The sequence below is a fragment of the Flavobacterium sp. KACC 22761 genome (genome assembly GCF_034058155.1).
In the GTDB taxonomy this organism is placed as follows: Bacteria; Bacteroidota; Bacteroidia; order Flavobacteriales; family Flavobacteriaceae; genus Flavobacterium.
Window position 1 is genome coordinate 998,636 of the sequence record NZ_CP139148.1, and the last position, 25,057, is coordinate 1,023,692.

A 25,057-nucleotide genomic window follows, 5' to 3' on the forward strand; every position below is an offset into this window, starting at 1 on the left:
TTATTTGAAATTTGCACTAAAGATAATTTTCGCTGTAATATTAAACTACAAAAATCGAAATTTATTTCAATCAACCACTATTTTATCTGAATAAATGAACTATCAAGAGACTACAAACTGGATGTTTAATCAGCTTCCAATGTACCAGACGCAGGGCGCTTCTGCTTATAAAGAAGATTTAACCAATATTAAATTACTGGCCACACATCTTGGTAATCCCGAAAAGAAATTAAAATGCATTCACGTTGCTGGAACAAACGGAAAAGGTTCTACTTCGCACATGCTTGCCTCTGTTTTGCAGGAAGCAGGATATAAAGTTGGATTGTACACTTCGCCACATTTAAAAGATTTCAGAGAACGAATCAAAATCAACGGTGAGGAAATTACAGAGGATTTTGTAATTGAATTTATCGGAAAACACAAAAGCTTTTTTGAAGCCAATGATATGAGTTTCTTCGAAATGTCAGTTGGTTTGGCGTTTGATTATTTTGCTTCAGAAAAAACAGATATTGCGATTATCGAAGTTGGTTTGGGTGGACGATTGGACGCTACAAATATTATTACACCTTTGGTTTCTGTTATTACCAATATTGGTTTAGATCACACACAATTTTTAGGAAATACACTTGAAGCAATTGCAGGCGAAAAAGCCGGAATTATAAAACCAAATGTTCCAGTCGTTATTGGCGAATATACCAATGAAACGCAACCTGTATTTTTGGCGAAAGCCAAAGAAAACAACGCCCCGATTTATTTTGCTTCCGATTTGATTTCAGAAGTTTTTCCTTCTGATTTAATTGGCGATTATCAGTTTCATAATAAAAAAACAGTTCAACAAACGATTCAGATTTTAAATCAAACCACCGATTTTAAAGTTTCTGAAGAAAGTCTAAAATCAGGATTATTGAACGTTGTAAAAAACACTGGCCTTCAAGGAAGATGGCAACAGCTTGGAGAAAATCCGAAAATTATCTGCGACACTGCTCACAACAAACACGGTCTTGCTGTTGTTATGAACCAGCTTCAAAAGGAGACTTTTGAAAATTTACATATTGTGTTGGGTGTTGTAAACGACAAAGATCTAGATTCGATTTTACCACTTTTCCCTAAAAAAGCGAAATATTATTTCTGTCGTCCCGATTCTTCGAGGGGATTAAGCACTGAAATTCTGCAAGATACAGCCAAGAAGTACAATTTATTTGGAGAAAAATACGATTCGGTTGAAAAAGCATTTTTGGAGGCAAAGAAAAACGCTACAAAAAATGATTTTATTTATGCAGGTGGCAGTACTTTTGTAGTCGCAGAGTTGCCGTTAAACATAAAAATTTAACGTTTATCGATAAAACGCCACTTTTACAACTACCTGTTTATTAATGAGTTAAATTTGTTTAGTTTTTTTTTTAACCAAACAAATTTAATCATGAAAACAAGAACTACACTTGTAGGGCTCATCCTTTGGATGACCTTATGGTGCGTAACCACGTACGCACAAGAAAAAACACCTGAAAAAGAAAAACCAGTATTTATTACCATGACAACCTTGCATCGCAGTTTGGATGCAAAAGCCAAAGACTGGAAGGCCGCTGAACAGGAATATTTTGACAAAATTACCAGCAAAAATGATCTTATTATTGGATCAGAAATCCTGACTCATTATTACACAGATGACAATACCGAAGTTATTTTAGTCAGTGTCTACAAAAACTGGGAGGACATTGAAAAAGCCAATGCCATCAATGATGAGCTTGCCAAAAAAGCTTGGCCAGATGAAAAGGCTAGAAAAGCATTTTTTGAAAAATACGACGCTTTTTACACCATTAAACATTCCGATGAAATTTACCAGAGCATTACTTCTATTGGCGAAAAAGCGTATAAAGATGTTACTAAAAAACCAATGATCATCTATATTCGAAAATCAGAAATGAGTGGAAAAGGAAAAGGACAGAATCTTAAGGAATTTAATGATAAAATCACCTTCAAGGATCCGTATATAAAAGCGTATTATCCGTTCCGACATTCTTGGGGTTCCAGCAGCACTGATTTTATGGAAGCCTTTTTCTATGATTCCTTAGCCGATATGGAGAAATCAAGTGAAAAAATAGACGAACTCATTAAATCAACTTGGCCAAATGAAAAAGATGCCGATGCTTTTTTTGATGAATTGGAAAAATCTTTCACCGGAAAACACAGTGATTACATCTACAGAAACGTTCCGACGCTTTCAAAGTAAAAAATACCTAAAAAATTTACGCTTATAACATTTTCTGCCTCAGCAAGATAGAAAACACATTAAAAAAAGTTTAATTTTTTAGTGTGTTTTCTTTGCAGAAGTCAAAAACTAGCGTATATTTGCACTCGCAATCACAAAATGATAGCAACCTAGTAAAATAGGGCGATTAGCTCAGCTGGTTCAGAGCACCTCGTTTACACCGAGGGGGTCGGGGGTTCGAACCCCTCATCGCCCACAAAAACTCCTTAAGAAATTAGGGAGTTTTTTTTACGCTTTACCGAGCGTTTATGGGGAGATACTCAAGCGGCCAACGAGGGCAGACTGTAAATCTGCTGTGTGAACTTCGCAGGTTCGAATCCTGCTCTCCCCACAAAATTTAAAAAACTCCAAAGTCATTTGATTTTGGAGTTTTTTTTATGATTCTTTTTTTTGCTAATCCTATCTTTTTAGTTCTTTCCCTTCTCTGCAAATGAAATAAAAAAGAACCAATGAATTCAATTGAAATAAAAACATTCCGTATCTAAATTGTCCAAATGGAATTGTGATGCATAAGAGAACAAAAGCAATAAAAGAGAGGAATGTATTTAAAAATGCAAGCATCGATATTTCGAAATTCCGTAAGGTAAAAACCCAAATAATGAAATTTAGAAACATAATTATCGTAAAAATCGACAACACCGAAATTTCAAAATCTAACGCTAAATCATAACCCGTTACGGTTGCTTTTTCTTTTGCCTTTTCAAAAGCAACGATTTTCTCCCACTCAGAAGAATCTGATTTAGTTTTAAAAATTGTGTTTTTAGATTTAAGAGATTCGTCTGAACAAGTTTGAAAAAATGGAAGAAAGAAAATCAATATTCCAAATGTAGATAAAACTCTTTTTATGTTTTTATAGCTCATAATTTTATCTATTTCTTCATCAAAATTCAAAATCTCTACTATTATTTAACCTTCAAATAAATTCCTTCAATAGTTGCATTGTGCCCAAATTGTCCTTCAAAATCTCCTTTTGTGTATTTTACAACTTCAAATTCAGGATAGAAAGTCACTTTAAATTGATTGCGTTTTTCTTCGGGAAGACTGTAAACAAAACTGTTTCTGGTAATATTGACTTCAGTTTCATCAATATTAGCAATATTTCGAGCTGGATCGCTTGTTACTGAAAAAATACTAAATCGGAATTTGCCATTTTTAAGCTTTTCAATCTGAAAATCGCCTTGCGATCCTTTTTCGCTGTAGCCATAATGGTAATCAGCAGTCGTTATAAAAGCATTTTGAGAAAGCATTTTTTGTTTCTTAATCGGATTTGCTAATTTCAGGCTTAAAGATTTCCTTGATTTTGGCGAAAACCAATCTCCAACAAATTCAGTTTCTGTTGGTTTTCCGGTGATGATTCCAGAAATATTTCCGCTTTTTTCAAATTCTAGAATTCTATAGCTTTTATCATCTTCCACGGTTCCAATCACTTTAATTGGAGTTTTGTTTTTTGTATTAAGATATATGATTTCTCCAGTAATTATTCCGTTAGAAATCGAGTACGATAAAGAAATTGGTATTTTATTGTTTAAAGTTCCTGTCCAATTTAGTTCTGTGACGTTTTGTGCTTTTGTCTGCAGACTTGTCAAAGCGATAAAAACAAAAAGTAGGTATTTTGAAAGTTTCATATTGCTCGTTTCTCGAAAGGTTTATACTTATAGTGCAAAAATTAATCCATTTTTAATTGAAATATATAAAATCAGTATACCTATTAATATTGTATTTTGTTTTAAATCTCTGTAATGCTGCATAATCTAATTGCGATATAATTATACTTTCATCTTTAATTATTTTGGATTCATATAATTTTGGTAAAATTATTTTTTCAAGATAATCCCATAAAAAATTGAATTCTTTAGGCTTGTCAACATAAAAAAGATATTTCAGATTTACATTTTGAAAAGCAAATGCAATATAATTTTCGATTCCGTCATATCTCCCATCTTCATCTTTCCATTTCCCTTTAAACGCAATTAAATTTATTTCTATTTTTTCCAATTCATTCCAATGATAGAAAACAGATTCATCATTTTCGAAGATTTCCAATCCGTTTTCATCAAAAGATATAAATTTATTTCTTTGAATTATTTTTGATGTCGTAAACTTTTCATCTGTAAAAAGATGAAATGTCATTATTCCAAAAATGCCGACTGGCAAACTTAAACAATACACTCCTTGGCTGGTAAAAACACCATAAATAAAAGGAATGAAAATAAAAGCAATTAAAAGCAAACCTAAAAAACGTTCCTTATTTGTTGGGATTGGATCAATTACAATTGGAAAAGTTATTTTATCGTTCATTAAATTGTGCTATAATTTAGTACTTGTTAAAGCGAATATAAGAATATAGATTCTATTATCTATCAACGTAATGAAAACTGAAATCGAATAAATTTCAGTCTGATTTCGTCGAATTTTTCCTTTAAATCATCTAAAAAAAACAACTCCTTAATTTCTTAAGGAGGTTTTTTATTTACTTCAAAACAGTATCATAAATTGTATTCAACAAATCTTGTCTCATTTTTGAATTTCTTTGGTCTAACAATATAATTATACCCCAATTTTTAGCTCGGTTGTAACAGATAATTGAAGATTGCCCCATTGAATCGCCAGATTTCATATAAATGGTGTTTTTATCATCGGTAACAATATTTGTACCTAAGCCCATTTCTCTTTTTTCATCTTTATAAAAAACCTCTTCAGTAATAATTGCAGCTTTACCTATCAAGGTTTTATTATTTAAAACGGCTTTTAAATAGGTAACCATATCAGCCGCGTTTGATTTTACTAATCCGGCTGGCGCAGTAATATTCCATTTAAAGAATTCTTGAATACCTCCTTCAGGATTGTGAGCTGTTGTACTATTTTTTACATTAAAATCTGTGGTTAATGTATTTTTCATTTTTAACGGTACAATTATTTTTTCTCTAATAATTTGATCATAATTCTTGTTATACACTTTCTCCAATATTTGCCCAAGTAAAGTATATCCTATTGTAGAGTAACGATATTTACCATAATCCTTTAGTTCACTGCAATTATTGATTATTTCAGCCAACGTTTCTTGAGTTACATTGCTTACAGGTTGTTGCGGATTTAATTGTATTAATTTTCCAAAATCGATATCAGGCAAACCAGATTGATGAGAAGCCAAATCTGAAATTTTTATTTTGTTTTGAAGATTTTTCTGCAAAACATATTCCTTCGGAAGATAATTGTCTATATAATCATCTACTTTTATTTTATTCTCCATAACGGCTTGCGCAATCAAATTTGAAGTTAAAATTTTAGTAATCGATGCAATTTCGAATAACGAATTTTTATTGATTTGAATTTGACTTTCGGAATTCAAATTGCCATGAGCTGTAAAATATTCGTCATTATCTTTTACAAAACCAACACTTATGCCAACGTTTCGATTTTTTTGATAATTATTCTTTATTATAGAATCGATCTTTTTAGGAATGTCTTGTCCAAAAGAGAAGTTGCTTATTACTAATAGTGCAGCTAAAAATTTTACTGAAGTTTTCATTGTATCGCGTTTTAGGTTAGAAATTTATTTCGATACAAATTTGAGAAAGAAGCAAAAGCTAGGCGACCGAATAAAAAAAGTCGTACTCATTTCTTTAAAAAAAATAGTACGACTTTTTTCAACTCCAAGTATCAATAATTACAAAATATTATTTTACAGTATTTTATATTAAATGAAAATTTCAGTATTATCAAAAATATTTAAAAATCATTTTTTCTTCAAACAGCGTCCTCTAGGTTCATCGCCTTCGCGAAGTACGATTTCAGAATGCAGAAATTGTGCTGCAGCAGCAGAATCTTTCACTTTTACAGCACTGCGTTTTAGCATTTCGGCTTCAAATTCAGTTAAGACACTTTCGCGCAATCCTACTTTTTTCCAATGCGCCAATGATTTGCAACCTTTTGTAATAGCTCGCGCCAATGAAAGTGCGTCCAACAACGCCTGATTGGCGCCTTGTCCTTTAAACGGACTCATTGGATGTGCTGCGTCGCCAATTAGCGTTACATTTCCTCCTTTTTTTAATACTTCGGCACTGAACAATTCGCGGTCATAAACAGGATAACCAGAAATTTGAGCTTCTTGCGTTGCCTTTAAAATTTGAGGAATCGGCTCGTGCCATTGTGTTCTCTTAATTGCTTCTTCTTTTAGTGCCTTGGTTCCTTTTGAACTTAAATCTTTTGCTTCATTTTCTGAGATCGGGAAACTTAATTGCCACATTACAGAATCTGATTTAAAAGGCATAATGTAAATTCGCTCGTTTCCATTTGCGGTTTGAAATACTGTTGCCGAATCCAATAATGAACTTTCAACTCCTTCAAGCGAACTCAAGGGGCAAATTCCTAAAATCACAATACAATCCAAGTATCGCAAAGGAGCAATATCTTCGCCAAACCATAATTTTCGAACTGAACTTCGAATGCCATCGGCTCCTACTACAATATCAGCTTTTGCGCTTTTTATTTCATCGTTTACCGAAAAATTCAGCGTAAAACTTTGATCGTTGTTTTGTTGAAAATCTATTAATTGATGTCCCCATTTTACATTTTCATTTTCTCCAAGTTGGTTTAATAGTTCCAAACGCAAGGATTGTCTAGCAATATGAATGTTGGAACGTTTTTTAAATGTTTTAGCTTCGGCTGGAATCCATTTTCTTACGCCCCATTCGCCAATTACTTTTCCGTCAGTCGTGTGAACCAAATGTCTGGTTGAAACTACACCATCTTTTAAATCTAAAATTCCTAAGCCCGCAATCGCTTTGCTGGCTTGTTGCAAAGTAAGTCCGTACCCTTGCGAACGTGCTTCGAAGTTGTTGTCACGTTCGTAAAGCGTAAAAGGAATACCACGATGAAGACAAGCTACAGCCAGAGCTACACCTCCAATTCCGCCACCAATAATGGCAATGTGAGGATATTTTTCAGCATCAGCCACAGGAAAAAAAACAGACGGAATTATTCCGGTTCCGTTACAAATAGAACATACAATTTTATGGGCTTTTGGACGAATAGGAACTTTGCCTTCTCCATTAGATTTTTCAAATTGTTCTAATTCGAATTGGTATTGAAGCCGTACTTTTTTGCTAAGCCGCTGGCTTTTTTTGCCTCGTCCTTCGCATTCCTTACAAATTGTCCAGTTTGTTGCTTGGTTTTTCACTTTTCCTTTATTTCTGCATCTTAGCAATCGCACAAAATTAAGGCAAAACTTTACAATTTCATTAAAAGTATTAAACCATTAATTTGTTTAACTTAGTTTATTAACTATTCTAAAAACTAAAGTTTATGAAAACTAAAATGATATGGGCAAACTTGGTTTCACATGATTTGCAAAAAACAATACAATTTTATTCGGAGCTGGGATTCAGCCAAAACGGAAAAGAAACAGAAGAATTGGTAAGTTTTACTTATGGAGATAACAACTTTGTGATCAATTTTTTTATTCCAAAAAGATTTGACAATGCCATGCGAGGAAAAGTGGCCGACGCTAAAAATGAAAATGAAATCATCTTTTCCTTATCTGCAGAAAGCCGAGAAAATGTAGATAAATGGTATGAAATCGTAAAAAAAGCTGGTGCCGAAATATTCTCTGAACCCGAAAATTTTCAACAAGGATATACTTTCGGATTTACAGATCCTGACGGACATAAATTCAATTTTTTATATTGGCCCGGAATGTAAACGCTTCACTCAATTAAAAAGCTCCATTAGAAATAATGGAGCTTTTGCAATATTCTTTCCCAATATCTGCAATAAATCCATATTTATTCAAGTCTTTTAAAAAGTATAAACGGCATTGACTCTTTCTTTTTCATAAAAACAACCTCAATTATTATCAAATATTTAAATCTGGTCGGTTTTAAAAAAAAATTAAGAAACCTTATTTTTCAAATTAGTATATTTGGCGCACTTTGAACAATTATAAATCCTCGATTTAAGGAATAAAACTTTATAAATCTGCTGTGCTTTAAATGAAACCTGTAAAGTTCATATATATCGTTTTGCTATCGCTGCTCTCTTTTTTCAGAGGCGCCGAAACGGTTCAGCAATCCATTCCTTTTTCTAATTGTATTACCTTGGATAGTGTTGCGGCAGACGACTCACTTTCCTCTTCTGATTTTTCTTCTTCAAAAAATCTAGAAGTTCATTATATCATCAAGAAGAAAATAAAATCCAGAGCGACTATTTCACAACAAAGTACGATCAAGGCTCCGTATTTTAGCAACTTAATAAACTTCAAGCTTTACAAAAAAAGCTTAATATATGGTATAGCTTCAATATATCAGGTTCAAAGGCATACTTATTTGCATTTGTACCAACTTTTCTAAACTGCAAAATTTTGTTGTTTTTTCAGTTTCAGATGTATTTCTGGGATAATTTTTCATGTCTTTTGGCAAATGAATAACTCGCGCTGTAAAAACATTCTTTAACTCGGTACTTTTCTGAAAAGAGAAGCTTCCGAAGACATTCCTATTTTTCAATTCCAAATTTATACTCCCTGCATTCAAGCAACAAGGGAGCAAATCTATTTATTCAAAAATTAAAACCTAATGATTCGTATTTATAAAAATTCATTCCTTTTATGCGCATTTGCTTTATTCATTTTGGCATCGTGTGGCGACAAATCAAAAAAGGATTCAAAAAACCTAAAAACAGTCCCTGTTTATAAAATTACTTTAAAAGACACCATAGTTTCAAGCAAATTTGTGGCGGATGTACATGCTAAAAACAATGTAGAAATCCACGTCCGAATTCCTGGTTTACTGGAAAAAGTGTACGTTAGCGAAGGACAAAAAGTAAAAAAAGGACAAATCCTTTTCAAAATCAGCGACATTGAACTTCAGATTCAGTTACTTAAGGCCGAAGCCGTTTTTAAAAGTGCAAAAGCCGATTTAAGAATTGCAACAGTAGAATTAGAACAGGCTCAGACCCTTTTCAATAAAAAAGTAATTGCAGACAAAGAATTAGAATTATCTAAAGCGAAATATGAAGCTGCTTCCGCGAAAGTAGCACACGCAGTTGCCGAAAAGAAAGCAATCAACCAACAGATTAGCTTTACCACAATTCTTGCTCCTTTTGATGGAACAGTAGATAGAATTCCGTTCAAAGAAGGTAGTCTTATTGAAAATGGTTCGTTGCTGACCACTATTTCTCAATTAGACGATGTGTATGCGTATTTTTCAATTCCTGAGAATACCTATTTCCAAATGATGGAAGACAAAACCCTAAACACACAGGGCGACATCAAATTGGTTTTACCTAACGGAATGGTTTACGATCAAAAAGGAGAATTAAGAACTGCCGATGGTGAAATCAACAGAGAAACGGGCTCTATTCAATACAAAGCAAAATTTCACAATCCGCAAGGATTTATCAAACATGGAACTTCTGGAAAACTGATTATTTCAGAACCAAAAACCAATGCAATTTTAATTCCGCAGAAAGCTGTTTTCTCTATTCAAGACAAACAATACGTTTTCCGCGTGAACAAAGATGGAGTAGTTAAAATGACGAATGTTACAATCGAAACGACTCTAGATGATGTGTACATCTTAAATGAAGGTCTAAAAAGCGACGACCTGATTGTACAAGAAGGCACGCAATCATTGAGAGACGGCGATAAAATCAACATGAAACAAATGTAGGTTATCGACTTGTAAAACAGTTATTTAATTATTTATCTAAAACATTTAAAATGATAGAGTTATTTATCAGGAGGAAAATATTGTCATTAATCATCTCGGTTATGATAGTCCTTCTGGGATTGCTGGCGTTGTTTCAGCTTCCTATTACCCAATTCCCAGATATTGTACCACCGTCTGTAACCGTTACAGCAAAATATACAGGAGCAAACGCAGAAGTTTCGGCCAATGCCGTTGCCCTTCCATTAGAAAGAGCCATAAATGGAGTTCCGGGAATGACCTATATGTCGACCGTAACTTCCAACGATGGTTTGACCTTAATTCAGGTTTTCTTTGAAGTAGGAACCGATCCCGATTTGGCTGCCGTAAACGTACAAAACCGTGTAACGACAATTTTAGATGAACTTCCTGAAGAGGTTATTCGTGCCGGAGTTACAACCGAAAAAGAGGTAAACAGTATGTTGATGTACTTGAACATTACGAGTACCGACAAAACTCAGGATGAGCAATTTATCTTCAACTTTACGGACATTAATATTCTTCAGGAATTGAAACGTATTGATGGTGTCGGACGTGCTGAAATCATGGGACAAAAAGAATATTCGATGCGTGTTTGGCTGGATCCAGAAAAGATGCTTTCGTATAATATTTCGGCAAATGAAGTCATAAATTCACTTCAAAAACAAAACATTTCTGCCGCGCCAGGTAAAGTGGGTGAAGGTTCAGGACAAATGAACAATCAGCTGCAATACGTAATTAAATACGGAGGAAAATTCTTTGAACCAAAACAATACGAAGAAATTCCGCTAAGAGCCAATCCAGACGGAACTATTTTAAGGTTAAAAGACATTTCGAAAATCGAATTTGGCGCGATGAGTTACGGAATGGTTTCTAAAACCGACGGAAAACCTTCGGCATCGATCATGTTGAAACAGCGTCCGGGTTCAAACGCTTCTGAAGTTATTGCCAGTGTAAAAGAAAAAATGGCCGAATTGAAAGTTTCTTCTTTTCCTCCGGGAATGGAATTTAATATTGCGTACGACGTTTCACGTTTCCTTGACGCTTCGATTCATGAAGTTTTGAGAACTTTGGTTGAAGCCTTTATTTTGGTGGCTTTTGTAGTTTTCCTTTTCCTTCAAGATTGGAGATCGACTTTGATTCCTGTATTGGCAGTTCCTGTGGCGCTTATTGGTTCATTCACTTTTATGTCGATGATGGGATTCTCAATCAACTTGCTGACACTTTTCGCTTTGGTACTTTCCATCGGAATTGTGGTCGATAACGCAATTGTCGTTGTCGAGGCCGTTCACGTAAAAATCTCCGAAGAACATATGTCGCCAATGGACGCTACTATTAGCGCGATGAAAGAAATTACAGGTGCCGTTATCGCGATTACGATTGTAATGGCTGCGGTATTTATTCCTGTTGCTTTCTTGAGTGGTCCTGTTGGGGTTTTCTACAGGCAGTTCTCTTTAACAATGGCAATTAGTATTGTAATTTCGGGTATTAACGCCCTTACGCTTACTCCTGCCCTTTGTGCTATTATGCTGAAAGCGCACGATCCGAACAAAGAGAAAAAATCGCTTTTAGATCGTTTCTTCCATAGATTCAATCATTGGTTTGATAATATTACTTCAAAATACATCAAAGTATTAGTAAAATTTGCTGATCGTAATACGGTTACGGTTGGTTTATTAGTGCTGTTTTGTATTCTAACTTGGGGAACAACCCGTTTTTTAGCATCAGGGTTTATCCCGACTGAAGATCAAGGTATGGTTTACGTGAGTGTTACAACTCCACAAGGAGCAACTGTTGAACGTACTGAAAAAGCCTTGGACGAAGTCACTAAAATTGCACAAGGAATTAAAGGTGTTGACAACGTTACGACTCTTGCGGGATACAGTATTGTGACTGAAATCGCTGGAGCTTCGTACGGAATGGGAATGATCAACTTAAAAGACTGGAGCGAACGTGATATTTCGGTAACCGAATTCATGGCAGAACTTACAGAAAAAACCAAAAACATTTCCGACGCACAAATCGAGATTTTTGCACCGCCAACCGTCCCTGGTTTTGGTAACACAAGTGGTTTTGAGCTTCGTTTGCTAGATAAATCTGGAGGAAGTATTACTAACACTGATAAAGTAACCAAAGAATTTATCAAAGAATTAAATGCTTCGCCAGAAATTCAGAACTCATTTTCGAGTTTTGATGCTACTTTCCCACAGTATTTAATTCATATTGATTATGATCTTGCCGCTAAAAAAGGCATTTCGGTTGACAATGCCATGTCGACTTTACAGACTATGTTGGGTTCATTTTATGCCACCAATTTTATCCGTTTCTCTCAAATGTATAAAGTAATGGTTCAAGCAAGTCCGCAATTCCGTCAAAATCCTGAAAGTATTTTGGATATGTATCTGAAGAATGAGGCTGGTGAAATGGTTCCATTTTCAACTTTCATTAAATTAGAAAGAGTTTATGGGCCTGAGGTTTTAACGCGTTATAACATGTATATGTCAGCCATGATTAATGGTGAACCTGCCGAAGGTTACAGCTCTGGAGATGCCATTGCAGCTGTCGAAAAAATTGCAACAGAAAAATTACCAAGCCGTTTTGAATTAGAATGGTCGGGCATGACGCGCGAAGAGATTCTATCAGGAAACCAAACGATCTACATTTTTGCGCTTTGTATACTTTTTGTCTACTTATTATTGGCTGCACAATACGAAAGTTTACTGCTTCCGTTTCCAGTATTATTAAGTCTTCCTGTTGGGGTTTTCGGTTCTTACATCGCGCTTGTAATGGTCGGACTGGACAATAATATTTATGCCCAAGTAGCACTTGTCATGCTAATTGGTCTGCTCGCCAAAAACGCCATTCTGATTGTAGAATTTGCGATGGCACAAAATAAACTCGGACGTGATATTGTCGAATCGGCGATTGAAGGAGCAAGACTTCGTTTCCGTCCAATTTTGATGACTTCATTTGCTTTTATTTCAGGATTGATTCCGTTGTGTATCGCTTCTGGTGCGGGTGCAATTGGTAACCGTTCGATTGGTACAGCTGCTGCGGGCGGAATGTTAATCGGAACTGTGTTTGGTCTTTTAATCATTCCTGGACTTTACATATTATTTGCAAAATTGGAAAAACGAATGAGCAAATCTTAATGCGTAATTTTTAAACACATAGAATCATAGGATTTGGAAAGCGTGGAAAGGCGTTTCAATTAGCTTAAATAAACATAGCTGTATGACAATCAGCAAATCCCAAAGTTGAAACTTTGGACTATGTTCATTCAGCTATGTGTTAGAAACTAGTTTCTTTCAATTTCCTTTTGATAATAAAAATCTATGTTTCTATGTGTTAAAAAAACAGATTGAACAAATAAAATTAAACAATGAAAGAAATATTAAATCACTATAAAAATGCTGATATGCATTTTCTAAGGACAACCAAAAGTGCCGTTGTAATTACGGGAATTTTACTTTTGACAGCTTGTTCTGCACCAAAAGTCAGTACAAAACTAGACGCTGCAAAACTTCCAGAAAATTTTGATACCCAAAGAAAAGAAGCATCAAACGAAACTTTTATTCCATTAAAAACAGAAACCTTTTTTAAAGATCCTAAATTAGAGGAATTACTAAAAAAAGCAATTGCCAAAAATCCTGACTATTTAATCATGCAGGAAAGAATCTTGATTGCCAATTCACATTTAAAAGTGGCGAAACTGGCGCTTCTTCCCTCTTTAGATTTGGTTGCCGATGTTTCGGGAACACATTTCGGAAAATATACGATGGAAGGTGTTGGTAATTACGATACTAACTTCTCTCAAAATATTACAGACAAACAAAAAATCAACGAGAATGTTTCTCCTAACTTTTTTCTGGGAGCAAAAGTTTCTTGGGAAGCTGATATCTGGGGAAAACTGAGCAATCGTAAAAAAGCCGCTCAACAGCGATTTTTTGCTTCTCAACAAGGAATGCGTCTATTACAAACTCGTCTTTTAAGTGATGTAGCAGACTTGTATTTCAAATTAATCGCTTTAGACAAACAAGCCGCGATTTACGACAACAACTTGAAAACGCAGGAAAAAGCATTGGATATTGTTTCAGCACAAAGATCTGTCGGGAAAGCGACAGAATTGGCTGTGCAACAGTTTAATGCGCAAAACAATAATATTCACGCCGAAGCTTCAGAACTAAAATTAAGCATCGATCAAACTGAAAAAGCTTTGTTGACTCTTTTGGGTGAATATGGCGGAAAAGTTGACCGAAGCAGCGATTTTCTAGCAGGACATCTAGAGGTTTTAAACCAAAAAATCAGCGTAGATTCTATTATTCATAAAAGACCCGATGTATCTGAAGCCTATTTCGAATTATTAGCAAGCAATGCCGATGCAAAATCAGCTCGTGCTGCCTTTTTCCCGACTGTAAATCTGGGCGGTTATGCCGGTTTTAATTCGTTTTCGTTCAACACTTTTTTTGATGCAGGTTCTTTCGCTTGGCAATTACTGGGCGGATTAACCGCTCCTGTTTTCAATAAAGGACAAATCAAACAGGAATTTTATGTTTCGAATAGAAGACAAGAAATCTCATTTCTTCAATATCAAAATGCAGTCACAACAGCTTTCAACGAGTTAAGCTCTTTACTGCATAGAAATGAAGCTTATGAAGATGTTTTAAAATATAAATTGAACGAAATTGATCATCTCGAAATTGCCGTAAATGTCTCAAACGATTTGTATTTGAGTGGTTATGCCAATTATCTGGAAATCATCAATGCACAAAAAAATAAATTGCAAGCCGAATTGGATTTTGTTGATATCCAACTTCGAAATGCAAACTCACAAGTATTGCTGTACAAAGCTTTAGGTGGGGGAATAAATTAGTTTAATTTTTGGTCAAAAATTGCTTCTGTTTATAATAGCTCATCGCAGAGGCATTTTATATCCCATTTCAATTTGAAATGGGATTTTTTTATTAAAATGCAGCTCATTTCCCGTTTACTTTTTACCTTTATTCTAAAATACTAAAATTCCATTGATGGATATTTTCAAAATCCTTGATATTATTTACAAACTTCCCGAGCAGTCAAAATTGGCTTTGCAGCGCAATGTCTCCGAAATTGCTTTCCCGAAAGGACATATTTTATTTAAAGCAAACAAAATAGAATCTAATATTTATTTTATAAAAAAAGGATTGGTAAGAGCTTTTGTAGAAAGAGACAATGAAGTCACATTTTGGTTTGGAAAAGAAGGCGAAACCGTAATTTCAATGAAAAGTTATGTAGAAGATCAACCCGGATATGAAAATATTGAACTTCTGGAAGATTGTGAATTGTACGAACTCAAAACAGAAAATCTTAGAAAACTCTTTAATGAAGATGTTCATATAGCAAACTGGGGTCGGAAATTCGCTGAAAAGGAATTGATCAAAACCGAAGAAAGATTGATTTCGAAGCAATTCAAAAATGCCTCTGAAAGATATTTAGAATTAATGAAAGATCATCCTGAATTATTGCAAAGAGTACAATTAGGACATATTGCTTCATATTTAGGAATTACTCAAGTCAGTTTAAGCAGAATTCGAGCAGAATTAAAATAACTTCATTTTTTATCATTTGTTAAATTTTTTCTGCATTTCATGAAGGAACTTTGCACCTCAAAATTTAACTATATGAACTGGATTATTTTAATCATTGCAGGTCTATTTGAAGTAGCCTTCGCATCATGTCTCGGAAAAGCAAAAGCAACAACTGGAACAGAAATGTACTATTGGTATATTGGCTTCTTCATATCTTTAACGATAAGTATGCTGTTATTAATGAAAGCTACAGAAACGCTTCCTCTAGGAACTGCTTATGCAGTTTGGACAGGAATTGGCGCAGTAGGAACTGTATTGGTTGGAATCTTTATTTTTAAAGAACCAGCGGCTTTCTGGAGATTATTCTTTTTAGCAACTTTGGTTGGTTCTATTGTTGGTTTAAAAGCGGTTTCTCACTAAAAATATATATTTTTTTGTTTCAGGTTTCAAGTTTCAGGTTTCTCAACTTAACGTGAATCTTGAAACCTGAAATTAGTTCTTAGAAATTTCCAATAAAGCTATAAAAACAAAAAACTCCTTAATTTCTTAAGCAGTTTCTTTGTTTTAGAGAATATTTTTTACAATCCTCTGCTTTTTTTCTCTTTCTGCAAAGTCTTTAAATTGTTTGCATTTGCTAATGCGATTATTCCTAATGATAGCGGAATAACTGTTAAAGCACTAAATTTATGTTGTACGATCGTGAGCCAAATTCCCGCCGCAAGCAAGATCAGGGCAAAAAATATCAGCATATAAAGTATCATTTTTATTAGTTTTTCATTCTTAAGCAATTCTTCGTTGCTCATTTCTTCTAGTTTTTTGGTAGCCATAAATTTGTTTTTTAGTATGCTAAAATTACTTTTTTATTTCATAAACAAATAACATTCAAACTAAAAATGAATACAATAGGTTCAAAATTTATGACAATCTCAAAAGTTTAATTGATAAATTTCATAAAAGAAAAATCAGGTTCACGCATTATCAATTCATTAATTCTTGTTTGTTCCTGAGCTTCCTTGGCATAACTAAACATTTGTTTTTCATAATCTTCAATTGCGGTTTCAATACTTTCAAATTTTCCATCTAAAAGATTTTTTGCCAAAATCACTGCGTCAACTAATCCAATATTTGCACCTTGTCCGGCAAAAGGAGGCATTAAATGCGCCGCGTCGCCAATAAGCGTTATGGGCAAAATGCGATTGTTTTTCCATTCTTTTTCTAATGAAATTTTTCGCGTTGGCAATCCAACAAAAAATGATGTGGCACGAAACAATTCTTTATATGTTTCATTCCAATCTGAAAAGCGATTTATCAGAAATGAACTTATATTCTCAGCTTCTTTAAAATTTAATTCATTTCCTGAAATCCATTCTTCAGGCGTTTTAAAAATGACATTATAGCTCAACAAATCTTTATTCTTTGGATTTGCGACCAATAAATTTCCATCAAAAGCCGACATCAAAATGTTATCACAGCATAATTCCAGAAAATCTTTGCATTTTATTTCAGCTTCCAAAACTTCACCCTGAATCATATAAGTTCCAGTTTCTTCAACTGCAGCATCCGTAATATATTTTCTAATTGCAGACATTCCGCCATTTGCACCAATAATAAAATCTGCGGTTGCAGTTTCATTATTTTCGAAATACAAAATCCATTTTCCATCTTTTACTTCAAGTTCATTTACTTTGCTGTTCCAGATAACTGTGTTTTCTTTTAAACTTTCTAACAATAAAGTTCTTAAATCATTTCTGTTGATTTCTGGATTATCTTGAGCTTCTTCCGGAGTTGTTTTTTGAACATATAAAACATTTCCTTTTTCATCAGCAATAGTTCTTCCCATTGGAATTGCGAGTTCAAAATACTGTTCTAACAATCCTGCTTTTTTCATTGCATCTTGTCCCGAACCTTTATGTAAATCTAAAGTTCCGCCCCAAATTCTGGTTTGTGCATCTTTGTCTCTTTCGTAAACTGAAACATCGATTCCTTTCTGTTGTAATAATATTGCCATTGTCAAACCAACTGGCCCAGCGCCAATAATGGCTATTTTTTTATTTTGAAGTAACATATTTGTATCGTTTAATGTGATACAAAATTGCGAAGAAAGCAGTTGCTGAAATAGTAAAAATCAGTCGTTTTGTGGAGGCAGTTTTTTAATCGCCAAAATATCCATGAAACGTTCATCGGTATTTTTGCTGAGTTCTTTTGGCGTAACGCCGGAGTATTTTTTAATTTCTTTGATAAAATGATTTTGATCGGTGAAATTTAATTCAGGATAAAGTTTGCCTTCACTTAAATCTTTAAACGAAGATCCAAAACGCAAAATTTTACAATATTCTTTAAGCGAAATTCCGAATTGCTGATTAAAATAACGGTTGATTTGGCGACTGCTCCAAAACACTTTTTCAGAAAGTTCTTTGACTGTAATTGTTCCGTGCGAAGCATAAATCAATTCAAACAGTTTTTTCTTTCTGTCATCAATTGGTTTTATGGCAATCGAATTGATCTTCTGCGTTACTTTTTTCTGAAAATTTTCTAAGGTTTCCGTATCAAATTCTTCAAATTGCCAAAAGTCGTTCGGAATCGTTTTTCCTCCATTCAAAACATCTTTGACAGAATCTCCAAATAAATATTCTACTGCTAAAAGTTTGAATCCAACAGAAAATATTTTGGCATCTTTAGCAATATTCACCTGACTTGTAACTGTATCCAATCCGCGAATTGACATTTCCCAATCTTCTGAATTCATTTTCATGAGCGTCATATCCACCATTCCGTTTGGAAGAATCGTCCCAGGAATATCCTTTCCCGATTTATTTTCCACCATCCAAAAGCTGTGAACAAAATGCGAAATAGAATCTTCGGGTAAAAAGGATTGGATTGTCATTTTCATCTTCGCGCTGCAATTGAATTCAATTTATATTTCCTTTGTCAAACGATCCATTTCTTTCAATAAAGTCGGAATTCGAAATTCGCCGGCCATGCTTTCAATTTTCTGAAAAGCATCTTCCAAATCAATTCCAATAGAAGTTACATATAAAGGTTTTTTACTGTCGCCTCTAAACAACGGTTTTTTATCTTTTTCAATGCTCGCAAAATTGGTTTTGGCAACGCCAATAATTGGAATTTTCTTATCTAGCTTTTCATATAAATGGCCACCTAAACCATATTTTTTATTGTCATCTAAATATACAAAACCATCAACAATAATTACAGAAACTGATTTTAAATCAATGTTATTTAATAGGCTCAAAATACAAGGCAATTCTCTTTTATAAAATTCGCCGGGAATATATTCTGAGACATTATCAATAATTTCGGTATGAACTTTAAAATCTTTTTCTTGATTCCATTCTGTAAATTCTAAGCAGACTGTTTTGGCTTTATTGTCGTAATAATAAGTATCGAAGGCTAATATCATGATTTGAAAAGATGTTTTATGCGAATATAATTCTATTTCAGCTGAAACTAATTTTCAATCAAACAAATCTCAAAAACTGTTTTTCCATTTTCATTTTTATAATTGATGTAACCGCCGTGCGCTTCAATAATATTTTTAGATAAAGTCAAACCAATTCCCGCGCCTTCATTTCTTGTAGTGAAAAACGGCAGGAAAATTTTGTTTTCAATTTCTTTTTCAATTCCTGTTCCGTTGTCTGAAATTTTCATAAAAGTCCTATTTTCTTTGGCTTCCGCCGAAATAAAAATCTGTTTTTGATTTGTCTTTTTAAGCGCATTTATCGAATTCGTCAAAAGATTAATTAAAACTTGTTCGATTTGCTGTGCATCAACCGTAATGAAATAATTACGCGAAATTGAATTTACAATCTCGATATTTTCCTTTTTAAACATTGGTTCCATAATATCAAGACTATTATTCACCAAATCTTTCAATTCTAGTTTTTGATTTTTAGGCGACGGAAGCATCGCCAGTTTTCGATAACCTTCGACAAATTTCTGCAAATGATCGCTTCGTCTGAGCATGGTTCCAACGCTGTTTTTGATATCTTCCAAATCTTCAGAAGACAATGAATCCTGTTCGACCAAATCCTGCAAATTTTGACAAATCGAACGAATTGGCGTTATCGAATTCAAAAGTTCATGCGAAATCACTTTCATCAAATTAATCCAGGCGTCTTTCTCTTTTTTCTCGACAACATTCTGAATCGAATCCAATAAAACAATAAAATAATCATTCTCAAAAATCTCCGTTCTTGACGCCTGCAAAACAAAAGTTTGTGAATTTTGCTGATTAACACTTATTTCGATTGACGTTTTTATTTCCTGAAAATCGTCTTTTTCAATAATATCGCATAACGAAGGTAAATGACTTTTTAAATATTTCCATTTTGAAAATTTCGGGACATTAAAATGAGTCGAGAAATAATCGTTCATCAAAAAAACGTTCCAATCTTTTTCCTGTTTTTGCAGAATAATAATTCCGGTTTCAATATTATTTAAAATCGAAGTATATATAATGTCTTTCGAAACCTGCTCGTTTTGCTTGTTTTTTAAAATATCATACAACTGAAACAAATCATTTTTTTCCGATTTATGTTTCGAAAAATCAGAACTAAAATCGTTTTGAATAATCGAAGAAATGGTTTTATCATAAAGCAAAATGATGCTTTTTACATAATTATACAATTCAATAATCAGCAGAAAAACAATTAGAAAACCAAAAATCGGTGCAAAAACAAAATTGATTTTATGCAGATAAATAGAAAATTCAATTCCGGCCAAAATCAAAATTAACCGCAAAAAAAGAAGCTGATAGGTTTTTAATGATTTAAGCATATTAATTGGTGCTGATATTATATTTTTCTAAACGACGATATAATGAACCTCTTGACAAACCGAGTTCTTCGGCGGTTTTGCTAATGTTATTATTGTGTTTCAAAAGTGCTTTTTCTACGGTAGCTTTTTCAACCGAAGAAAGCTGAATATCATCCGGATTTTCATATTCGGTGATTTGCTCCAAATCTAAATCAGAAACCGTGATTTTATTGTTTTCGCAGAGAATAATGGCACGCTCGATTTTATTTTCCATTTCGCGGATATTTCCGTTCCAGGCGTGTTTTTCGATTTGTTCCAAAACTTTTTTGTCGAATACAATTTGGCTTCGACCATATTTTTCACTGATTTTTTCCAGCAAATATTCAGCTAACGGAATTTTATCTTCGATTCTTTCGCGAAGCGGAGGCAAAACAATTTCCATTGTATTGATTCGGTAATACAAATCTTCACGGAAATTTTTGTCGGCAACTTCGTTTTTTAAATTCAAATTGGTTGCTGTAATAATTCGGACATTTAAAGATCTTGGTTTTGTTTCGCCCAATCTTGTGACGGTTTTGGTTTGAATAACCTGCAATAATTTTGACTGCAAATGAAGCGGAACATTCCCAATTTCGTCTAAAAAAATAGTTCCGTTTTGTGCCATTTCAAAACGTCCCGGCGTATCGGTTTTTGCATCGGTAAAGGCGCCTTTTGCATAACCAAATAATTCGCTTTCGAAAATATTTGAATTTAAAGCACCCAAATCAACATTAATAAAGGGCTGATTTTTCCTTTCGGATTGCGAATAAATATGATGTGCCAAAACAAATTTCCCGGTTCCGTTTTCACCAAGAATCAAAACATTGGCATCTGTTTTTGCCACTTTATCGGCAAGAGAATACGCTTTTTTTATAATTTCAGAATTGCCAATAAAAAAATCATCAACAATTTCTGGACTTTTAATTTTCTTTTGTTCTTTTCTTGCTTTATCAACTGCTTGTTTTACTGATTCCAATAGTTTTTTATTTTCCCAAGGTTTCAAAATATAATCAAAAGCGCCGGATTTTAAACCTTCAACCGCCGTTTCAACTTTTCCAAAAGCCGTCATTAAAATCACAACTGTTTTTGGCGAAAGCGTTTTTATTTCTTTCAATAAATACAAACCTTCTCTTCCATCTTCAAAACCAATTCTGTAATTCATATCCAACAAAACTACATCAATGGTATTTTTTGCCAATAATTCGACAATATTTTTCGGATTATTAAGCGTATAAATGTTCTCAAAATATTTTTTCAGATAGACTTTTGACGCAAAAAGGATGTCTTCCTGATCATCGATGATTAAAATAGAAGCGTTTGTTTTTTTCATGTTTGTTCGGTTTTGGACGAAAGGTGTCCACTTATGGACAGTGAAACTTTTTTCCAGAAAATAAAATCTTAAAAATAAAGCAGTTACAAAGTTTAAATTTTTGGCATAAAAATCACAATTGTACTGATAAATCATTAATTATTAAGCCCTTTCGAAAGTAAAAATAACAAAAAATTGCATTGTTAATTATCTTAATTTTCAGACGCGTTTCTTTTGCTTCCGAAGGGAAAAATCTAAAAGAGAAAATCAATCAAAACTAAAAACAATCCATTATGATTACCATTAAAAAGCTTTCAAAAGTATTTAGAACTGAGGAATTAGAAACCAGAGCATTAAGTGAAATTTCGTTAACAATCAATCAAGGCGATTTTATTTCGATCATGGGACCTTCCGGAAGTGGAAAATCGACTTTATTAAATATTATTGGACTTTTGGACAGCGCTTCAGATGGAAGTTATGTTTTGCTTGATCAGGAAATGGTTGGCTTGAAAGAAAAATCAAGAGCAAAAGCCAGAAAAGAAAATATTGGTTTCATCTTCCAAAACTTTAATTTAATTGATGAATTGTCGGTTTATGACAATATCGAATTGCCTTTGATTTACAACAACGTTCCATCTTCTGAAAGAAAACATAAAGTAAATGAGATGGCAAAAATTCTAGGAATCTCACACCGATTGAAACATTTTCCGCAACAACTTTCAGGCGGACAACAACAGCGTGTAGCGGTTGCAAGAGCTTTAATCAATAATCCGAAAATTATTTTGGCCGATGAACCAACCGGAAATCTGGACAGCAAGAACGGAAACGAAGTGATGGAATTATTGACTGATCTTCATGCCAGCGGTTCAACAATTTTGATGGTTACACATTCTGATTATGATGCTTCTTTTTCGCAAAAAACTATTTTAATGAAAGATGGTGTTATTCTTTCTGAAAAGCAGAATCATAGAAATGTCGATGTTTTGGTAACTTCTAAAAACTAGAGTCATGCTAAAAAATTGGATCAACACATTTTTTTATCACATCAAAAACAACAAACTGTTTTCGATTCTGAATATTTTGGGATTGTCAATCGGAATGGCGACTTTGATTTTTGCGATTCTTTTTTGGAACGATGAACATTCGTATGACCAATGGAATCCAGAAAAAGACAAGATTTATTCTGTACTAAATGATATTGGAAACCATAATATTTGGACAACAAATACCGCGACAACCGGGCCATTGCTAAAAGCAGTTTCTTCGGACGTAGAAAGCTATTGTTACTTTTATGCCGAGTATGCCAAAGATGTTATTTCTTATAATGGCAAAAAAGAAGTACTAAACAAGATTTTTACCGCACAAAAAAACTTCTTTTCATTTTTCCCTTACCGATTTATTCACGGAAACGGCAAAACCGCAATTCAGGACCGAAGTAGTATTGCTTTATCTGAAAAAACGGCTGAACGACTTTTTGGGACAGAAAATCCAATGGGAAAATTGGTGAAATATAATGGTCAGTTTTTCACTGTTCGAGGCGTTTATGACCTTTCTGAAAAATCATCTGTAATGCCCGAAGCCGTTACAACCGTTATTGATGATGACATCGAGCGAACAAAAAACGAATGGAGTTATCATTACGGACTGATTTTGAAAATTAAAAATCCGAATGCCACGGGTAGAATTATAAAAACGTTAGATAATTTATTCTTCGAAAATTGCACAAAAGTGTACGCAAAACAAGAAGGAATGACCGTGGCTGAATTTATAAAAAAGTATGGCGATCCTGTAAAAGCAAGTTTATTGCCATTACCAGAAGCGAAATTATATACGGGAAGCACTCCGTTTTCTGAACCAAACGGAAACATGCAATATCTATTGATTTTAATGGGGTTGTCGATTTTAATTTTGTCACTTTCGATTGTAAATTATATTAATCTGGCGACTGCGAATGCCATAAAAAGAGCCAAAGAAATTGGAGTAAGAAAAATTACTGGCGCCACAAAAGGACAAATTGTAACTCAGTTTGTTTTTGAAACGGCTCTAATTACGATTTTTTCTGCTTTACTGGCATTGGTTCTTGTCGAGGTTTTATTGCCGTTTTACAATTCATTTCTAGACAAAAATTTGGTTCTTGTTGGCACTCAATTCTATACGCAACTCGTGTTAATTACGTTGCTTGTAATTCTTGTTTCGGGAGTCTTGCCAGCAATTTATGTAGCAAATTTTGAAGTTTTAAAAGTCTTAAAAGGAAATTTCTCCCGAAGCAAAAAAGGAATTTGGCTTCGCAACGGAATGCTGGTTTTACAATTTGCCATTGCAACCTTTTTTATTATTGGCTCTTTTATTGTTTACAAACAAGTAAATTTTATGGCTTCAAAAGATTTAGGATTTAAAGGTTCGCAAGTAATCGATATCACTTTTAAACCTAAAAAAGGGAAAACACAATTTGAAAGATACAAAGTCATAAAACAGGAAGCCTCAAAAATTCCAGGTGTCGAAGCTGTTTCAACGGCATTATTTGCAATGGGGTCTAACGAAAATTCTTGGTCAAGCGCAAATTACAAAAATGAAAAACCCTTTTTAGTACAAGAAATGGCAATGGATTTAGATATGCTTGATCTCTTAGATATCAAAGTTATAAAAGGACGAAAATTAAATCCTGCTATTTCTTCTGATACGATTTCATCGGTACTTATAAATGAAGAAACCGCTAAAATGATTTCGGAAAAAGATATTTTAAACAAAACCATTTTATGGAGAGAGCAAAAAGTCAAAGTTGTTGGTGTAGTTAAAAACTTCAATTATTTCGGACTTGAGAGTCAAATTGCGCCAATGGTTTTCTTCTATGTCACAAAAATTAATGGTGTAAAAGATGACATTAGACACATCTTTATAAAAGTCAAATCTGAGGACATGCCTCAAACTATTGCTGACATCAATAAATTCTGGTCACAAAAAGTAGATACTGAATATCCATTCGAATACAATTTTGTGGATAAAAATTACGCCCGAAATTTTAAGAAATATGAAAACCAAAGAAACTTATTCGCCTTATTAAATATCATCGTAATCCTGATTGCTGTTTTTGGACTGTTTGCTCTCGCCTCTTTCTCAATGGAAAGACGATTAAGAGAAATCGCCATCAGAAAAACGCTTGGTGCCGAAACCAATATTTTGCTCAAAGAATTATCTAGACAATATGTGATTTTTTGTGTAATTGGCTTTCTAATCGGAATAGTTCCAGCTTATCTGTTATTGCAAAAATGGCTTGAAAATTTTGCTTTCAGAATTGATATTCCGGTTTTACCATTCTTAATTGCTTTTGTGTCTTTATTATTCCTGACACTAACAATCGTTTTAGCAAAAGCGTACCAAGTAACAAAAGTTGAAGTTTTACGATATTTAAAATACGAATAAG

At 33.7% G+C, this 25,057-nt stretch carries 22 protein-coding genes and 2 tRNA genes; 13 read left to right on the forward strand and 11 right to left on the reverse strand.

Annotation, left to right across the window (positions count from 1 at the left end; genetic code table 11):
* Positions 1-94: 94 nt before the first annotated feature.
* From SCB73_RS04440 to SCB73_RS04455, 4 genes are all read left to right on the forward strand, one after another.
* Positions 95-1,330, forward strand: a complete 1,236-nt coding sequence (locus SCB73_RS04440; protein ID WP_320568911.1) for a bifunctional folylpolyglutamate synthase/dihydrofolate synthase — start codon at positions 95-97, stop codon at positions 1,328-1,330.
* Between the two features lie 90 nt (positions 1,331-1,420).
* A complete protein-coding gene (locus SCB73_RS04445) occupies positions 1,421-2,230 on the forward strand; it encodes a hypothetical protein (protein WP_320568912.1) in 810 nt (269 codons plus the stop codon).
* A gap of 160 nt (positions 2,231-2,390) precedes the next feature.
* Positions 2,391-2,465 (forward strand) — tRNA-Val (locus tag SCB73_RS04450).
* Positions 2,466-2,519: 54 nt separating this feature from the next.
* Positions 2,520-2,600, forward strand: a tRNA-Tyr gene (locus SCB73_RS04455).
* A 68-nt stretch (positions 2,601-2,668) separates the two neighbouring features.
* Here the strand turns inward: SCB73_RS04455 and SCB73_RS04460 are convergent.
* The 5 genes from SCB73_RS04460 to SCB73_RS04480 all read right to left on the reverse strand — a co-directional run bounded on the left by SCB73_RS04460 (position 2,669) and on the right by SCB73_RS04480 (position 7,448).
* Positions 2,669-3,130, reverse strand: coding sequence for a hypothetical protein (locus SCB73_RS04460; RefSeq protein WP_320568913.1), 462 nt, complete (start codon positions 3,128-3,130; stop codon positions 2,669-2,671).
* Between the two features lie 41 nt (positions 3,131-3,171).
* Positions 3,172-3,894 (reverse strand): hypothetical protein, encoded by a 723-nt coding sequence (locus SCB73_RS04465; RefSeq protein WP_320568914.1) that lies wholly within the window; start codon positions 3,892-3,894, stop codon positions 3,172-3,174.
* Positions 3,895-3,946: 52 nt separating this feature from the next.
* Entirely contained in the window at positions 3,947-4,567 is a 621-nt protein-coding gene (locus SCB73_RS04470) for a hypothetical protein (protein WP_320568915.1), read from the reverse strand.
* A 172-nt stretch (positions 4,568-4,739) separates the two neighbouring features.
* A complete protein-coding gene (locus SCB73_RS04475) occupies positions 4,740-5,798 on the reverse strand; it encodes a serine hydrolase domain-containing protein (RefSeq protein ID WP_320568916.1) in 1,059 nt (352 codons plus the stop codon).
* A gap of 207 nt (positions 5,799-6,005) precedes the next feature.
* Positions 6,006-7,448, reverse strand: a complete 1,443-nt coding sequence (locus SCB73_RS04480) for an FAD-dependent oxidoreductase (protein ID WP_320568917.1) — start codon at positions 7,446-7,448, stop codon at positions 6,006-6,008.
* A gap of 125 nt (positions 7,449-7,573) precedes the next feature.
* On the opposite strand from SCB73_RS04480, the gene SCB73_RS04485 reads away from it, so the two are divergent.
* The 7 genes from SCB73_RS04485 (at position 7,574) to SCB73_RS04515 (ending at position 15,935) form a co-directional block, all read left to right on the forward strand.
* Positions 7,574-7,969, forward strand: a complete 396-nt coding sequence (locus tag SCB73_RS04485; protein ID WP_320568918.1) for a VOC family protein — start codon at positions 7,574-7,576, stop codon at positions 7,967-7,969.
* Positions 7,970-8,259: 290 nt separating this feature from the next.
* A complete protein-coding gene (locus SCB73_RS04490) occupies positions 8,260-8,616 on the forward strand; it encodes a hypothetical protein (protein WP_320568919.1) in 357 nt (118 codons plus the stop codon).
* A gap of 222 nt (positions 8,617-8,838) precedes the next feature.
* Positions 8,839-9,933 carry an efflux RND transporter periplasmic adaptor subunit gene (locus tag SCB73_RS04495; protein ID WP_320568920.1) on the forward strand — a complete coding sequence of 365 codons (1,095 nt, stop codon included), beginning with the start codon at positions 8,839-8,841 and terminating at the stop codon, positions 9,931-9,933.
* Between the two features lie 50 nt (positions 9,934-9,983).
* Positions 9,984-13,100, forward strand: coding sequence for an efflux RND transporter permease subunit (locus tag SCB73_RS04500; protein ID WP_320568921.1), 3,117 nt, complete (start codon positions 9,984-9,986; stop codon positions 13,098-13,100).
* A gap of 230 nt (positions 13,101-13,330) precedes the next feature.
* Positions 13,331-14,821 carry a TolC family protein gene (locus SCB73_RS04505; RefSeq protein WP_320568922.1) on the forward strand — a complete coding sequence of 497 codons (1,491 nt, stop codon included), beginning with the start codon at positions 13,331-13,333 and terminating at the stop codon, positions 14,819-14,821.
* Between the two features lie 154 nt (positions 14,822-14,975).
* Positions 14,976-15,536: a Crp/Fnr family transcriptional regulator gene (locus tag SCB73_RS04510; RefSeq protein ID WP_320568923.1), complete on the forward strand. Its 561-nt coding sequence runs from the start codon at positions 14,976-14,978 to the stop codon at positions 15,534-15,536.
* Between the two features lie 72 nt (positions 15,537-15,608).
* Positions 15,609-15,935, forward strand: a complete 327-nt coding sequence (locus tag SCB73_RS04515; protein ID WP_111376437.1) for a DMT family transporter — start codon at positions 15,609-15,611, stop codon at positions 15,933-15,935.
* Between the two features lie 158 nt (positions 15,936-16,093).
* Here the strand turns inward: SCB73_RS04515 and SCB73_RS04520 are convergent, their stop codons facing one another.
* The 6 genes from SCB73_RS04520 to SCB73_RS04545 form a co-directional block, all read right to left on the reverse strand.
* Positions 16,094-16,342 (reverse strand): hypothetical protein, encoded by a 249-nt coding sequence (locus SCB73_RS04520; RefSeq protein ID WP_320568924.1) that lies wholly within the window; start codon positions 16,340-16,342, stop codon positions 16,094-16,096.
* 107 nt (positions 16,343-16,449) lie between these two features.
* Complete coding sequence (locus SCB73_RS04525; protein ID WP_320568925.1) at positions 16,450-17,580, reverse strand: FAD-dependent oxidoreductase; 1,131 nt, start codon at positions 17,578-17,580, stop codon at positions 16,450-16,452.
* 60 nt (positions 17,581-17,640) lie between these two features.
* Complete coding sequence (locus SCB73_RS04530; RefSeq protein ID WP_320568926.1) at positions 17,641-18,405, reverse strand: helix-turn-helix domain-containing protein; 765 nt, start codon at positions 18,403-18,405, stop codon at positions 17,641-17,643.
* 24 nt (positions 18,406-18,429) lie between these two features.
* Positions 18,430-18,933 (reverse strand): endonuclease V, encoded by a 504-nt coding sequence (locus tag SCB73_RS04535; protein WP_320568927.1) that lies wholly within the window; start codon positions 18,931-18,933, stop codon positions 18,430-18,432.
* Between the two features lie 47 nt (positions 18,934-18,980).
* Positions 18,981-20,309 (reverse strand): sensor histidine kinase, encoded by a 1,329-nt coding sequence (locus SCB73_RS04540; protein ID WP_320568928.1) that lies wholly within the window; start codon positions 20,307-20,309, stop codon positions 18,981-18,983.
* A 1-nt stretch (position 20,310) separates the two neighbouring features.
* A complete protein-coding gene (locus SCB73_RS04545) occupies positions 20,311-21,657 on the reverse strand; it encodes a sigma-54-dependent transcriptional regulator (RefSeq protein ID WP_320568929.1) in 1,347 nt (448 codons plus the stop codon).
* A 272-nt stretch (positions 21,658-21,929) separates the two neighbouring features.
* Between SCB73_RS04545 and SCB73_RS04550 the strand changes: the two genes are divergently transcribed.
* Positions 21,930-22,640, forward strand: coding sequence for an ABC transporter ATP-binding protein (locus SCB73_RS04550; protein WP_320568930.1), 711 nt, complete (start codon positions 21,930-21,932; stop codon positions 22,638-22,640).
* A gap of 4 nt (positions 22,641-22,644) precedes the next feature.
* Positions 22,645-25,056, forward strand: a complete 2,412-nt coding sequence (locus SCB73_RS04555; protein ID WP_320568931.1) for an ABC transporter permease — start codon at positions 22,645-22,647, stop codon at positions 25,054-25,056.
* Position 25,057: the final 1 nt, after the last annotated feature.

Excerpts from the sequence above, each read along its gene's own strand:
- SCB73_RS04440 (WP_320568911.1), top strand. The coding sequence starts at position 95 with ATGAACTATCAAGAGACTACAAACTGGATGTTTAATCAGCTTCCAATG.
- SCB73_RS04445 (WP_320568912.1), top strand. The coding sequence starts at position 1,421 with ATGAAAACAAGAACTACACTTGTAGGGCTCATCCTTTGGATGACCTTA.
- SCB73_RS04460 (WP_320568913.1), bottom strand. The coding sequence starts at position 3,130 with ATGAGCTATAAAAACATAAAAAGAGTTTTATCTACATTTGGAATATTG.
- SCB73_RS04465 (WP_320568914.1), bottom strand. The coding sequence starts at position 3,894 with ATGAAACTTTCAAAATACCTACTTTTTGTTTTTATCGCTTTGACAAGT.
- SCB73_RS04470 (WP_320568915.1), bottom strand. The coding sequence starts at position 4,567 with ATGAACGATAAAATAACTTTTCCAATTGTAATTGATCCAATCCCAACA.
- SCB73_RS04475 (WP_320568916.1), bottom strand. The coding sequence starts at position 5,798 with ATGAAAACTTCAGTAAAATTTTTAGCTGCACTATTAGTAATAAGCAAC.
- SCB73_RS04485 (WP_320568918.1), top strand. The coding sequence starts at position 7,574 with ATGAAAACTAAAATGATATGGGCAAACTTGGTTTCACATGATTTGCAA.
- SCB73_RS04490 (WP_320568919.1), top strand. The coding sequence starts at position 8,260 with ATGAAACCTGTAAAGTTCATATATATCGTTTTGCTATCGCTGCTCTCT.
- SCB73_RS04495 (WP_320568920.1), top strand. The coding sequence starts at position 8,839 with ATGATTCGTATTTATAAAAATTCATTCCTTTTATGCGCATTTGCTTTA.
- SCB73_RS04500 (WP_320568921.1), top strand. The coding sequence starts at position 9,984 with ATGATAGAGTTATTTATCAGGAGGAAAATATTGTCATTAATCATCTCG.
- SCB73_RS04505 (WP_320568922.1), top strand. The coding sequence starts at position 13,331 with ATGAAAGAAATATTAAATCACTATAAAAATGCTGATATGCATTTTCTA.
- SCB73_RS04510 (WP_320568923.1), top strand. The coding sequence starts at position 14,976 with ATGGATATTTTCAAAATCCTTGATATTATTTACAAACTTCCCGAGCAG.
- SCB73_RS04515 (WP_111376437.1), top strand. The coding sequence starts at position 15,609 with ATGAACTGGATTATTTTAATCATTGCAGGTCTATTTGAAGTAGCCTTC.
- SCB73_RS04520 (WP_320568924.1), bottom strand. The coding sequence starts at position 16,342 with ATGGCTACCAAAAAACTAGAAGAAATGAGCAACGAAGAATTGCTTAAG.
- SCB73_RS04525 (WP_320568925.1), bottom strand. The coding sequence starts at position 17,580 with ATGTTACTTCAAAATAAAAAAATAGCCATTATTGGCGCTGGGCCAGTT.
- SCB73_RS04530 (WP_320568926.1), bottom strand. The coding sequence starts at position 18,405 with ATGAAAATGACAATCCAATCCTTTTTACCCGAAGATTCTATTTCGCAT.
- SCB73_RS04535 (WP_320568927.1), bottom strand. The coding sequence starts at position 18,933 with ATGATATTAGCCTTCGATACTTATTATTACGACAATAAAGCCAAAACA.
- SCB73_RS04540 (WP_320568928.1), bottom strand. The coding sequence starts at position 20,309 with ATGCTTAAATCATTAAAAACCTATCAGCTTCTTTTTTTGCGGTTAATT.
- SCB73_RS04545 (WP_320568929.1), bottom strand. The coding sequence starts at position 21,657 with ATGAAAAAAACAAACGCTTCTATTTTAATCATCGATGATCAGGAAGAC.
- SCB73_RS04550 (WP_320568930.1), top strand. The coding sequence starts at position 21,930 with ATGATTACCATTAAAAAGCTTTCAAAAGTATTTAGAACTGAGGAATTA.
- SCB73_RS04555 (WP_320568931.1), top strand. The coding sequence starts at position 22,645 with ATGCTAAAAAATTGGATCAACACATTTTTTTATCACATCAAAAACAAC.